The sequence below is a fragment of the Methylotenera versatilis 301 genome (assembly GCF_000093025.1).
GTDB lineage: Bacteria > Pseudomonadota > Gammaproteobacteria > Burkholderiales > Methylophilaceae > Methylotenera > Methylotenera versatilis.
In genome coordinates this window covers 2,449,632-2,463,611 of the sequence record NC_014207.1, presented here as the reverse complement: position 1 = coordinate 2,463,611, position 13,980 = coordinate 2,449,632, and the positions used below count along the sequence as shown (strand labels likewise).

The following is a 13,980-nucleotide window of genomic DNA, read 5'->3' as shown; positions in this document are numbered from 1 at the left end:
ATGACTCCTCATAAAATCCTTTATCAATAGTTATGGCGAAGCCGCGCATCATCTAGACAAACTTAAGTGGTGGCAGCGTCAGGTATCGGCTGAGCGCGCTTCTGGATTCCCTGCTGAATAAACCATGTCAAGATAGCAGTCACAATTGTCGTTCCGACGACGATATAACCGACCCAAGGGAAATGCTGCAATTTTCCGTCTGCTCCGATCGCGACAATGTGACCAGCTAGGATTGAGGCAAAGCCACCCGCAAACTGTTGAATAGAGGCACTGACCGCGTTGAATGAGCCGCGCTTAGTTGTTTCCGGAACTGACGTTACTAATGCCTGAAATGGAATCATCCGAGAGAATATGCCTATAAACATTAAGACGTTGACGATGATGACCGTAGTGAATGGAACTGTTCCTAAATGGGTGTAGATCATCACCATGATCATGGTGACAATACTGCCGGCCATAAACACTGGAATTTTGCCAAACTTATCGGCTACCTTGCCGACTAACGGCCCCACAAATATAGTACATAAGCCAGTAATCAAATAGATTGTCGGCAAGTGCTCAATACTGACACCTAAGTTATTGACCGTGAATACGCTGCTGAAAGGCATGAGCATAAATCCACCAGTCGTTAACAACGCAGTCGTAGCAAAAGCAGTTAGATGGCGAGGGTCAGAAAGCGTATTGAGCAAGTGTGTAAATGCGCTGTGTTCCTGAGGCGCTTTGAGGTGCCCTACAACTGGTTGCATGCGCCACACAATAATGATGCCTCCAATGGCACCGAATGCTGCCATGGCTAAAAAAGGCGCGTGCCAAGTCCAACGGTTCGATAAGTAAAGCCCTACAGGCAATCCTAATACTTGGCTTGCAGCAAAAGCTGTTTGAATGACGCCCATCACGCGCCCACGCAATTGCGGTGCGAAGAGATCGGTTGCAATCGCAAGAACGACTGAGCCAATAACGCCTCCGAAGATTCCGGTGACGATGCGCGCCAGTAGTAACATTGGAAATGTTTGGGCTAAGCCACACCATACGGTGGCGGCAACAAAGCCAGTGTAAAAGACGAGCAATATTTTCTTACGGTCATAGCGGTCGGCAAATCCCGCCATCAATAGCCCGCTGATACCTGCGCTAAATGCATAGGCCGAAACAATCAGGCCAAACTGGCGTGGACTAATTTCCATCGCAGGCATAATCAACGCACCGAGCGGTGACATAATCATAAAATCAAGAATGACGGAGAACTGTAAAAACGCTAACAGCCCCATGACAAAGATTTGATAGCGAGTAAATTCGGGTTTTTGTTGTATGTCTGCGTGAGTCATAGGATTGATCGTCGATTCGTCAATTATTGTTGGTTAAACGTAGGTTATTTGTGGGATACAGTCGCTAATAGGCATTTGCCATCGCCCACATTACCAATCACACGGTGAAGCAAAGCGACCAGTTGCTCGATCTCACTCTCATCAAATCCCACTAATGCCTCTTGATTGCCTTGAGTTAGAATGGCTCGAACAGGTGAGAATAAGCTAATAGCTTTATCAGTCAGTGAAATAAGGCTGCTTCTTCCATCATTAGGGTCGGCCTCCCTGCGAATAAGACCGTCGCGCTCCATGCGGGTAAGAAGCTGGGCCATGCTGGGCTGTTCGACGTTGGCTAATAGTGCCAACTCTTTTTGTGTAAGCTTTGCACCATCCTTTAAAGCTACAAGCACGGGGAACTGGCTAGTGCTGATGCCAATATCTCGTAACTTTGTATCGGCTCTACGCGCAAGCGCTCTTGCCGCATGAGAGATGAGTATTGAGGGCATCGTTTTCGGTTGCCAATTTTCTGATGACTCTGACATTTATTGACCATCCTGTTTAATCGTAGATATATTATATAGGCTCCTATGCATATTGTATAGGAGCCTATATATAATTAATGGAAAATATTTCTACATAACATTTCGGCGCTATTTAAACGGTGCAATTCTCATTTCGCAGCACTATGTTGGTGCAGGCAACTATGAAATACAAGATTTTCAATTTTGTGATGAGTTATTAACTATATGATTTACAAGGAAAGTAATTTTTATCAATAGCTGGCATGCTGATTGCTTATAGGTAATCAGCGAGAAAGCGGTGAGTGTTTACTAACCGCTGAAGTTTCAAAAAGATGACTAGGGTTCCGGCTTTTATTTTATAAGAGTGTCTGGTCCGAGAGTTGTCGGCCAATCAACATGTGGCTACACGGAGGGATAAAAGCCCGGGAGGAAGCGTTTATATAAATGCCGCCTTCTCGACTTTTTACCAACCTAGGAGCCAGCCATGCAAACTACAAGTTTTATCAAACGTTTTTCTGCACGTACTGTATTAACTGCCACTGCATTTACCGCATCTTTACTATTCACAAATTTATCTAACGCTGCTGCCCCTCTAAAGGTCGGTTACAGCGACTGGCCAGGTTGGGTCGCATGGCAAGTGGCGATTGATAAGGGCTGGTTTAAAGAAGCAGGTGTAGACGTTCAGTTTGAGTGGTTTGATTACGTTGCCTCTATGGACGCTTTTGCTGCAGGAAAAATTGATGGTGTCACTGTCACCAATGGCGATGCGCTTGTTACTGGGTCAGGTGGTGCTAAAAATGTCATGATTCTTTTGACTGATTACTCTAACGGCAACGACATGATTGTGGCTAAGCAGGGCATTAAAAGTCTGAAGGACTTAAAAGGCAAAAAAATCGGTTTGGAAACTGGTTTTGTTGAACATCTATTACTGCTGAATGGTTTAGAAAAAATTGGCATGAAAGAGTCTGATGTCACTATCGTCAACACTAAAACCAACGAAACCCCACAAGCATTAGCTTCAGGCGATTTGTCTGCTATTGGCGCATGGCAACCAAATTCTGGTGAAGCTATGAGCCGCGTTCCTGGCGCTAAACCAATCTACACTTCTGCTGATGAACCCGGTCTTATCTATGATGTATTAACGGTTAGCCCAACAAGCTTGTCTAGCCGCAAAGCTGACTGGAAAAAAGTGATTAAAGTGTGGGACAAAGTTGTGATGTACATCAATGACCCTAAAACTCAGCCAGATGCAGTGAAAATCATGGCAGCTCGCGTTGGTATTAAACCAGAAGCTTATTTACCATTATTGAAAGGCACTAAGTTGCTCAGCCTAGAAGAAGGTAAAAAAGTATTTGTTAAAGCACCTGGCTTTAAATCTCTATACGGCTCTTCAAAAATCTCAGATGACTTCAATGTGAAATACGGCGTATACAAAAAGCCTATGGATATACAAAAAGCGATAGATCCTTCATTGCTAGCTAAATAGTCTGACTGTTTAGTTTTTGAATATCGATTTACTAAAGTTAAATAGATTGGTTGCAGAATGAGTCTAGAGTCTTGGTTTGCTGTGCGTAGGGAGTTGTCGCCGCGTAGGCAAAAGTTATTGGGTTTAGGCTCGTTTCTGTTGCCTTTGCTAATTTGGTGTGTAGTGAGTTATGTGCCGTTTGTATGGCATCCGATGGTGCTAGTGAATAAGCCAGGGGATGTCGATTACTTTCAGGTAGACATGCTGGTGGACAAGGCATCATTTAAGGAAGAGTCCGCCAATATGCAGGCTGCTGGTAAGGTGATTCCTGAAGGCAAACCAGCTAACCCAATTTATTTACCTGCACCACATGAAGTTGCAAAAGCATTGTATACAGGGTTTACCACAGCGCCGGAGCAGCGTGATGGTAAATGGCTACATGAAAGTCTTTGGCACAGCATTCAGGTTATATTTTGGGGGTTCTTTATCTCATCATTGATCGGAGTTCCAATCGGAATTTTATGTGGAACTTACAGTGCGGTTTCTAGGCTAAATGAGCCGTTCATAGAGTTTTTCAGATATTTGCCTGCACCTGCATTCGGTGCGTTAGCGGTCGCTATTTTGGGAATTTATGACGGTCCGAAAATAGCCATTATCGTGATTGGTACTTTGTTTCAGCAAATTCTGATTATCGCAAATACCACACGTAAGCTGGATTACTCACTGTTAGAAGCCGCGCTAACGCTAGGCACTAGTAAATTTAAACTCATGATGCACGTGATTATCCCTGGTATTTTGCCAGAGTTATATCGTGATCAACGCATCCTATTAGGCTGGGCTTGGACTTATCTGATAGTAGCAGAGTTAATAGGTACGTCATCAGGCATCACATGGTTTATCACCCAGCAAGCACGTTATCAGCATTTTGATAATGTTTATGCCGCCATCATCATCATAGGTGTGATTGGTCTAGGTGGTGATTTAATTCTAGCTTGGCTAGGTAAGCACTTGTTCCCATGGGACAGGCCTGCGAATAAAGAGTAAGGGCGTATATGGACATGAACACTAATCTTCCAAGTTATTTAGATCAATCTGAAGCCGTTAAAAATCGCTTTGATAGACTCAAACAGCGCGAAGTGATTTTAGAGGTGAAGCAGTTAGGTAAAGTGTACAAGACTGCAAAAGGTGAGGTCACCGCACTTAAAAACATTAATTTTAAAACGCATAGACGGGAATTTGTTTGCGTGATTGGTCCATCAGGTTGTGGTAAATCAACGTTAATTCGCATTTTAGCCGGTTTGGAACCACACACTTCTGGTGATGTTTTACTTGATGGAAAACCAGTGACAGGGCCAGGACGTGACCGGGGAATGGTATTCCAAGGCTACACTTTATTTCCATGGTTAAGTGTTAGAAAAAACGTGATGTTCGGCTTGGAAATGAACAATGCCAGCGCCGATGAAGCCGGAAAAGAGGCAGATATGTGGCTGGAGTTAGTTGGCTTAGAGAAATTCGCAAATGCATACCCGCATGAGCTTTCTGGAGGCATGAAGCAGCGCGTTGCCATCGCGCGTGCCCTAGTCAATCAACCACGTATTTTGTTAATGGATGAGCCTTTTGGTGCCTTAGATGCGCAATCTCGCGCCAAGATGCAAACACATTTGCTTGAAATTTGGCGCAACGTCGATGTGACTATTTTGTTCATCACTCATGATTTAGATGAAGCTATTTTTCTGGCGGATAGAATTCTGGTTCTAAAAGCACACCCAGGCGAAGTGCAAGAGTTGATTGAAGTACCTGTGCCAAGACCACGCAGTGTTAGAGATTTTACAAGTCCAGAGTTTTTAGCTACCAAGGCGCGGCTGGAAGCACTTATCCATCCACCCAAAACGCTGGCTGAAAAGGACGCTGAAGATGAAGCCATTACTCAGCGCATGATTCGTTTTGTAAACATTGAAGATAATGTGGAGTGATAGATAACATGTTTTGGTCTGAACTCACATGGGCAGAATTGCCCGAAAAAATTGCAGAAGCGAATCAAGCTGCCATTTTGCCGATTGGTGCTACTGAGCAGCATGGGCCGCACATGGGCTGTGGTATGGACTATGTATTAGCGGATATTTTATGTAGTGCCGTATCAACATTGACCAATGTGCCAATGTTACCAACTATGCCTTATGGCTGCTCTATTGGGCATAGCCAACGCTGGCCGGGTACTTTGGCAATTCAGCCAATCACCTTGATCAATATGATGAAGGATATTGGCGACTGGGCTTATCACAGCGGTATTCGTCGCTTGTTTATTGTGAATACTCATGTCACCAATGCTGCGCCGTTACGCTGTGCTTTAGAAATGCTACGCGCAGAGCACGATGACATGATGGTTACAGTGATTAATTCCGCCCATATCAGCGAGCGAGTGAGACAGTTTCATCATGCGGATGGCGACGACTGGCACGCAAATGATGCGGAAACATCGCTGATGCTTGCCACAGCGCCTCATATGGTACGTACTGAGTTATTAAATCTTGCTGATGACCCGGATCGTACAGAAGGCTTAGTTTTCTCTCACCCCGTCAACCGCACTAGTACTAATGGTGTCACTGGCATGCCCAGTATTTCGACTGCTGAAAAAGGTCAGGAGTGGTTTCAATGGATGGTAGAAGACCTGAGTAGATTAATTCAACAAGGTTTAAAAGAAACACCCCCTTTAGCAAATTCTTATTTTTCCAATCATGCGCATTAGAAAGAATTATTTATGAAATCAGCAAAAGAAGTTTCAGCAATACAGCAAAAACTACAAGACCAAGGTGTTAAATATTGCATCGGTGCTTATGTCGATATTCACGGTATTCCTAAAGCTAAAGTAGTACCTATAGATCATTTACCACAAATGGCGGCTGGATCAGAACGTTACACAGGTTATGCTCTTGATGGCTTGGGGCAAGCACCGAGCGATGATGAATTGAATTCCGTGCCAGATCTAGACCATATCATTCAACTACCTTGGGAGCCTAAAGTTGCATGGATGCCAGCGGATAATCACTTTCAAGGTAAACCTTATGCATTAAATACTCGCGTAGCACTTAAGAATGTTTTAGCACAAGCGGCTGAAATGGGTTTCGGTATGAACCTTGGCATTGAGTGCGAAATTTATTTATTGAAACAAAACGCAGATGGCAGCTTAAGTGTACCTAACCCAGACGATAAGCTTGAGAAGGCTTGCTATGACGTGCGCGGATTTATGGATAACTTTGCTTGGCTAGATAAAATGGCTACCGCAATCAATGGTTTGGGCTGGGATTTATATTCATTTGACCATGAAGATGCCAATAGTCAGTTTGAGTTCGACTTCAATTACAGCGATGCATTGACCATGTGCGACCGGTTGATTTTCTTTAGATACATGGCAAAGCATTATGCTAAAGAAGATGGGCTGGTAGCCACCATGATGCCTAAGCCATTTGCCGATAAAACTGGCACAGGGGCACATTTCAATATGTCACTTTATGATTTAACAACAGGCAAAAACCTGTTTGCTTGTGATCCAAAAGATGACCCGCGCGGACTTGGTTTAACAACGTTGGGTTATCAGTTTATTGCCGGCATTTTAAAACACGGCCCCGCGTTATGTGCTGCATTTGCACCTACGGTTAACAGTTATAAACGATTGGTTCGCCGTGGTGCAATGAGCTACTTTAGCTGGGCACCTGTGTTTAACTCATATGGCTCAAATAACCGGACTAACTCTGTACGCGTGCCTATGGGCGGCGGGCGTTGTGAATCGCGCAATGCCGATGGTGCGGTGAATCCTTATCTTGCTGCAACATTGGCTTTGGCCGCTGGTTTGGAAGGCATACGTGAAGGCTTAGACCCAGGTAAACCGAATGAAGATAACCTCTACGATATGAATGAAGAACAGCGCCAAGCGCGTGGAATTGGTTTTTTACCACAAACGCTAATAGAGGCAGTCGCAGCGTTTGCAGCAGACCCATTAGTTGAAAAAACATTAGGTAAAGAGCTGCGTGATGAATTCATAAAGTATAAAACTGAAGAATGGGAAACCTACCATTTGACTGTCAGCCAATGGGAAATTGAACGCTACAGCTATATGTTCTAAGCAGTATTTTGTTATTTATAAATAAGACTAAGTTGAAAAAAATGAGCACATTTAATCCAAAAGACATCCTGTGGGAAGAAACCGTTCCAGGTGGTAATCACTGGTCTGGGCTTATGCGTAGAGGTTCCGCATTGCGTTTTACTGACTTGCAAGGTGGGGCGAATGTTTCATTGCTGCTTTATAACTTTGAAGAAAAGCTAGAGCGCTACAACATGCCTGATAGTTTAAAAGCGCAACATACGGCTTTTTTAACCACAGGCAATGTGTGCTATTCAGACATGGGACGTGTGATGTGCTCATTTATTCATGACACTGTAGGCTGGCACGACACCATGTGCGGCATTTCAGATGCCAAACTCATTGAACAAAAGTATGGCGTTGCCAATTATCAAACACATCGCAATGACATGTATCGCAGCGCAAAAGATGGCTTGTTAATCGAGCTTGCCAAGCATGGTTTAGGTCAACGTGATTTGGTCGCCAATGTGAATTTATTCAGCAAAGTGAGTGCTAACAATACTGGTGGTTTGGTGTTCAATGCAGGCAATAGCAAAGCAGGCGATGTAGTCGATTTGCGCTTTGATATGAACGTATTAGTGGTGCTATCAACTTCGCCACATCCTTTAGATACTGCAGCGACTTACAAACCATCGGACGTGTTATTAACTGCATGGCATGCGGGAAATGCGAAAGAAGATGATGTTTGTCGCAACAAGTGCGAACAAAATCAGCGCGGCTTTATCAACACTGAACGCTTTTACGCTCATTAGGATTTGATATGTTAACTGAAAGCAAATTTCTGCCACAAGATGCTGTGCTTAGTGAAACCTGTAATGCAGGTGATCCATGGACTGGCATAGTCAAAAAAGGTCAAACTTTCCGCATTTTAGATTTAGAGGGCAACCAAGCGGTTGATACGCTGTTTTACAACGCGGATGATGCAACCGAGCGTTACAGCGCGGTTGATACCATTCAGCGCCAAGGCCAAATTTACCTTACCACAGGCTCGGTGCTGTATTCCACTGAAGGCAACCCGATGCTGACGATTACAGCTGACACTTGCGGTCGCCACGACACCATAGGCGGCGCCTGTTCTGCTGAAAGCAATACCACGCGTTATGCACTATCAAAACGTCCTATGCACAGTTGCCGAGATAGTTTTATGCATGCCATTACCCATTCGGCTTGTGTGATTGAGCGCAATATCACTAAACGTGACATCACAGCCAACATCAACTTTTTTATGAATGTGCCTGTCACGTCTGATGGTGGTTTAAGTTTTGCCGATGGCATTTCAGCGCCAGGTAAATATGTAGAAATGCGTGCTGAGATGGACGTGTTAGTGCTTATCTCAAATTGCCCTCAATTGAATAACCCATGTAATGCCTACAACCCAACACCCATTCAATTGTTGGTTTGGAATTAGCTTAACCAATAAGACAACCGTAGCTGGACGACCTGATACGGATTGAAAAAGCGAGACGGCTCGCAACGCAGTGAGAATAACAATATGTTTAAAAAAGTCCTAATTGCCAATCGCGGAGAGATTGCTTGCCGTGTGATTCGCACACTCAAGAAAATGGGCATTCAATCAGTCGCGGTTTATTCGCAACCAGACTCAGGTGCTCGCCATGTGTTGGATGCAAATGAAGCTATCTGTATTGGCCCAGCACCAGCCGCTGAAAGCTACCTGAATGCTGAGAAAATTCTGCAAGTTGCTATAGAAACTGGCGCGGAAGCAATCCATCCTGGTTATGGATTTCTTTCAGAGAACGCAGATTTTGCTGAGAAGTGCGAAGCGAAAGGCATTGCTTTTATAGGCCCAACGCCTAAGCAAATGCGCGACTTTGGCTTGAAGCATACCGCACGCGAACTAGCAGAAAAAAATGGCGTACCTTTATTACCGGGCACAGGTTTATTAGCCAGTGTCGAAGAGGCACATCTTAACGCAGAAAAAATCGGTTATCCAGTCATGCTAAAAAGCACTGCTGGCGGCGGCGGTATTGGCATGCAACTTATCTGGAGCGCAGATGAACTCAATGCTGCCTTTGAGTCTGTTCAACGGTTATCCCGTGCGAACTTTAAGAGTACAGGAATTTATTTAGAAAAATACGTGCAGGCAGCGCGCCATATCGAAGTGCAGATTTTTGGTGATGGCCTTGGTAAGGTCATTGCCCTTGGTGAGCGCGATTGCTCTGTGCAACGTCGTAATCAAAAAGTGATTGAAGAAACCCCTGCGCCGCATATTTCTGATGAAGTTAGAAAGTCATTATCGGACACTGCAGTTAAATTAGGCTGTGCATTAAATTATCGTTCGGCAGGTACGGTTGAGTTTGTTTACGACAACGACTCAGGGCAGTTCTACTTTTTAGAAGTGAATACTCGTTTGCAAGTAGAGCATGGTGTCACTGAGTTGGTCACTGGCGTAGATTTAGTTGAGTGGATGATACGTATCGCTGCAGGTGAAACAAATGCGCTTGATGCATACTCGCACGATCCCTCTGGGCACGCTATTCAAGTGCGTTTATATGCTGAAGACCCCAATAAAAACTTTCAGCCCTCAAGTGGTGTGTTGACGGAGGTTAAGTTTTCATCGGCAGCACGTAATGATACTTGGGTGGAAACTGGTAGTGATGTCTCACCATTCTATGACCCGCTGATCGCCAAAGTCTTAGTCCACGCTTCAGACCGTGATAGTGCTGTGGAAAAAATGCGTACGGCTTTAGCTGAAACCTCTATATACGGCATCGAAACTAATTTGGAGTATCTACGCCAAGTATTGATGGATAGCGTATTCCCAGCGGGCAAACAAATTACACGTTATTTGAATAGCTTTACCTATAAGCCACACACTATAGACGTGCAAGATGGTGGTGTGATGACGACCATTCAGGATTACCCAGGCCGAACTGGCTACTGGGCTGTTGGTGTGCCGCCTTCTGGGCCTATGGACCATCTAGCCTTTAGGTTTGCGAATAAGTTAGTAAGCAATGCGGAAGGAGTTGCTGCATTAGAAGTGACATTGATTGGCCCAAAACTGAAATTTAATACCGATGCTGTGATTGCCATTACTGGTGCGCCTATTGATGCTACTTTGGATGGTGAAACCATTTTGATGTGGCAATCGCATCTGATTAAAGCAGGGAGCATTTTAAAGCTAGGCAAAGTGCTTGATGCAGGTTGCCGCACCTATTTGGCGGTTCAAGGTGGTTTTGATGTGCCTGATTATTTGGGCAGTAAATCTACATTTACGTTAGGTCAATTCGGCGGGCATGGCGGTAGAACCTTGCGTGTTGGCGATGTGCTGCATATTCCACAACTAGCAACTGAATATGTTGCGAAAGTTTTACCGCAAGCATCACAGCCAAACTACAGCAATTATTGGGAAATCGGCGTGTTATATGGCCCGCATGGTGCACCAGATTTTTTCACTGATGATGACATCAGCATGTTCTTCTCTACTGATTGGGAAGTGCATTACAACTCCAATACAACAGGTATCCGCCTAATCGGTCCCAAGCCACAATGGGCACGTAAAGATGGTGGCGAGGCTGGTTTGCACCCATCTAATATCCACGACAATGCTTATGCCATTGGTGCGGTGGATTTCACTGGCGATATGCCTGTAATTTTAGGGCCAGATGGCCCGAGTTTAGGTGGCTTCGTGTGCCCTGCAACCATCATTCAAGCTGAGCTATGGAAAATGGGGCAGCTTAAAGCTGGTGATAAAGTGCGCTTTATCAAAGTGACCCAAGAAGATGCAGCACGCTATGAGTTAGCGCAAAATGCTGTTATTTCAAATACAGGAATTACGAACCTTGCGGGAGAACCAGCAAAGTTGGTCGCCAACGCAACAACCCAACATAGCCCGATTTTGGCTGAAATTGCCGAAACTGTGAATCAAATTAAAGTCGTGTACAGACAGTCTGGCGATAAATATCTTTTGATCGAATACGGCGAGTTAGTATTGGATTTGAATTTAAGGTTCCGCGTACATGCACTCATGCAGTGGCTTGAGCGCCAAGCAATAAAAGGTGTCATCGACCTCACGCCGGGTATACGCTCGCTGCAAGTACATTTTGAAAGCTTGGTATTACCAGTCAAGCAGCTTATTCAGATTCTGCAAAAAGGCGAATCTGAATTGCCTAGTGTTGATGAGATGGAAGTGCCCACACGCATCGTGCATTTACCTCTCTCCTGGGATGATGTCGCCACGCAATTAGCGATTGAGAAGTATATGCAATCGGTGCGCAAAGATGCCCCTTGGTGCGAAATGGTGGATGGGCATGCTAGCAATATTGAGTTTATTCGCCGCATTAATGGCTTAGATTCTATTCAGCAAGTGAAAGATATTGTCTTTAATGCCAGCTACTTAACATTAGGCTTAGGTGATGTTTATTTAGGTGCGCCAGTCGCAACGCCAGTGGATCCGCGTCACCGTTTGGTGACCACAAAATACAATCCAGCACGTACTTGGACGCCTGAAAATGCAGTGGGTATTGGTGGTGCTTATATGTGCGTTTACGGCATGGAGGGCCCAGGTGGCTACCAGTTTGTGGGTCGAACCATACAAATGTGGAACAGGTGGGCTTGCTCTAATGGAACGAGCCGGACCAAAGACTTTGTCGATGGCAAACCTTGGCTGTTACGCTTCTTTGACCAAATTCGCTTTTATCCAGTAGCAGCCGATGAGCTTTTGCAAATGCGCGAGGATTTTCTGCATGGCAAGTTCAAACTGAAAATTGAAGAGCAAACGTTCCGTCTAAAAGACTACAACCAGTTTTTAAGTAATGAAGCTGAAACTATTAATGCATTTAAAGCTAAGCAGCAAAACGCTTTTGATGCAGAACGCGAGCGTTGGATTGCTAGTGGACAGGCTAATTACAGTAATGAAACTGAGACTGCAAGCGCATTAGAAATATTAGACATTCCAGCAGGCAGTCGCGCTATTGCCTCGCATGTCGCGGGAAACTTATGGCAAGTTAAGTTAAAAGATGGCGACATAGTGCAAGAGGGCGATGAAGTAGCGATTGTCGAATCTATGAAAATGGAAATCGCTGTCATGGCAACGGTTGCAGGCAAGGTGACTAAAGTTCTATGCACTGAAGGCATGTCAGTTTCTGCAGGTCAAAATTTAATCGTGATTGAAGAGGAATAAAAATCAAATGAATTTACAAATCTCACATTTACGAAAATTGTATCTTTCAGGCGCGCTAAAGCCAACCGATTTGCTGAGGCAACTGGATGCGGAAATTGGTAAAGAAGATAGCCGAAATATTTGGATCAGACGTTTAACGCTTGATGAAATGATGGCTTACGTCAAGCGCTTGGAAAGCAAAAGCATTGCTGACTTACCTTTGTACGGCGTGCCATTTGCAATTAAAGACAATATCGATTTGGCTGGTATTCCCACTACTGCAGCTTGTCCAGAGTATGCCTATATTCCAACGGTGAGCGCCACTGTTGTTCAAAAGCTGATTGATGCAGGTGCGATTCCCATCGGCAAAACTAACTTAGATCAGTTTGCCACGGGGTTAGTTGGCACACGCTCACCTTATGGCGCCTGTCAAAATAGCTTTAATCCTGACTATATTTCAGGTGGCTCAAGCGCAGGTTCGGCTGTTTCAGTAGCACTTGGTATGGCTAGTTTTAGTTTAGGTACAGATACAGCAGGCTCTGGTCGTGTGCCAGCATCATTTAATAATTTGGTTGGGCATAAACCTAGTTGTGGCTTGTTGAGCACCAGCGGAGTTGTTCCAGCCTGTCGAACTCTAGATTGCGTATCCATCTTTGCATTAACTGCTGAAGATGCAGCTCAAGTGCTAGAAAGCGCTCAGGGCTTTGATGAAGAAGATGCTTATTCGCGTAAAGCTGTTGCAGAAGTGCTTACGATTGCAGAAAAAGGATTTACTTTTGGTGTGCCAAAGCAAGATCAGCTCGCTTTCTTTAATAACAATGAAACACCTGAGCTCTTTAAGCAAGCGATTGAACAACTTAAAGCACTTGGCGGAAAAGCTGTAGAGATTGATTTTGAGCCATTTTTAGAAACGGCGCGTTTGCTGTATGAAGGGCCTTGGGTGGCTGAACGCTATGCAGCAATACGTGAATTTTTTGAAGCGAAACCTGAGGCTATATTTCCCGTCACCAAACAGATCATAGGCGGTGCCACTAAGTTTAGTGCGGCAGATACTTATCTTTCACAATACAAACTTAAAGCCTTGCAACGCAAAGCGGAAGCGGTTTGGAACGATATTGATGTCATGGTGACACCAACTGCCGGCACGATTTACACCATTGATGAAGTGAACGCTGACCCAATAAGATGTAACTCTAATTTGGGTTACTACACCAATTTTATGAATCTGCTAGATTTGTCGGCAACGGCCGTACCGACCGGATTTCAACAGGACGGTATGCCTTTTGGCATAACAGTTTGTGCACCAGCATTTAAGGATATGCAATTACTGACCTTAGCTGCGAAAGTACAAAAACACTCCGCAAAAACATTAGGCGCAACTGGCTTGCCGTTCGTCAAGTAACCCCAATTAATCATTAGAATAGAAACGAGCATAT

Annotated in this window: 11 protein-coding genes and 1 riboswitch; of the genes, 9 read left to right on the top strand and 2 right to left on the bottom strand. The window is 44.6% G+C overall.

What is annotated here, in order from left to right:
* Window positions 1-62: 62 nt before the first annotated feature.
* Both M301_RS11230 and M301_RS11225 read right to left on the bottom strand, forming a co-directional pair.
* The gene (locus tag M301_RS11230; RefSeq protein WP_013148900.1) at window positions 63-1,322 is read right to left on the bottom strand and encodes an MFS transporter; all 1,260 of its coding nucleotides are present in this window, start codon (window positions 1,320-1,322) and stop codon (window positions 63-65) included.
* 44 nt (window positions 1,323-1,366) lie between these two features.
* Window positions 1,367-1,843: a MarR family winged helix-turn-helix transcriptional regulator gene (locus M301_RS11225; protein WP_013148899.1), complete on the bottom strand. Its 477-nt coding sequence runs from the start codon at window positions 1,841-1,843 to the stop codon at window positions 1,367-1,369.
* 304 nt (window positions 1,844-2,147) lie between these two features.
* Window positions 2,148-2,253, top strand: a riboswitch (guanidine-I (ykkC/yxkD leader).
* 53 nt (window positions 2,254-2,306) lie between these two features.
* Between M301_RS11225 and M301_RS11220 the strand changes: the two genes are divergently transcribed.
* The 9 genes from M301_RS11220 to atzF all read left to right on the top strand — a co-directional run bounded on the left by M301_RS11220 (window position 2,307) and on the right by atzF (window position 13,946).
* Window positions 2,307-3,308, top strand: coding sequence for an ABC transporter substrate-binding protein (locus M301_RS11220; protein WP_013148898.1), 1,002 nt, complete (start codon window positions 2,307-2,309; stop codon window positions 3,306-3,308).
* Window positions 3,309-3,365: 57 nt separating this feature from the next.
* Window positions 3,366-4,331, top strand: a complete 966-nt coding sequence (locus M301_RS11215; RefSeq protein WP_013148897.1) for an ABC transporter permease — start codon at window positions 3,366-3,368, stop codon at window positions 4,329-4,331.
* 8 nt (window positions 4,332-4,339) lie between these two features.
* Window positions 4,340-5,260: an ABC transporter ATP-binding protein gene (locus M301_RS11210; RefSeq protein ID WP_013148896.1), complete on the top strand. Its 921-nt coding sequence runs from the start codon at window positions 4,340-4,342 to the stop codon at window positions 5,258-5,260.
* Window positions 5,261-5,268: 8 nt separating this feature from the next.
* Window positions 5,269-6,033, top strand: a complete 765-nt coding sequence (locus M301_RS11205) for a creatininase family protein (protein WP_013148895.1) — start codon at window positions 5,269-5,271, stop codon at window positions 6,031-6,033.
* 12 nt (window positions 6,034-6,045) lie between these two features.
* Window positions 6,046-7,407 (top strand): type III glutamate--ammonia ligase, encoded by a 1,362-nt coding sequence (gene glnT, locus M301_RS11200; protein ID WP_013148894.1) that lies wholly within the window; start codon window positions 6,046-6,048, stop codon window positions 7,405-7,407.
* A 41-nt stretch (window positions 7,408-7,448) separates the two neighbouring features.
* Complete coding sequence (locus M301_RS11195) at window positions 7,449-8,177, top strand: urea amidolyase associated protein UAAP1 (RefSeq protein ID WP_013148893.1); 729 nt, start codon at window positions 7,449-7,451, stop codon at window positions 8,175-8,177.
* Window positions 8,178-8,185: 8 nt separating this feature from the next.
* Entirely contained in the window at window positions 8,186-8,833 is a 648-nt protein-coding gene (locus M301_RS11190; protein ID WP_013148892.1) for an urea amidolyase associated protein UAAP2, read from the top strand.
* A gap of 84 nt (window positions 8,834-8,917) precedes the next feature.
* Complete coding sequence (uca, locus tag M301_RS11185; protein WP_013148891.1) at window positions 8,918-12,565, top strand: urea carboxylase; 3,648 nt, start codon at window positions 8,918-8,920, stop codon at window positions 12,563-12,565.
* A gap of 7 nt (window positions 12,566-12,572) precedes the next feature.
* Window positions 12,573-13,946 carry an allophanate hydrolase gene (gene atzF, locus M301_RS11180; protein ID WP_013148890.1) on the top strand — a complete coding sequence of 458 codons (1,374 nt, stop codon included), beginning with the start codon at window positions 12,573-12,575 and terminating at the stop codon, window positions 13,944-13,946.
* The last annotated feature ends 34 nt before the right edge of the window (window positions 13,947-13,980 follow it).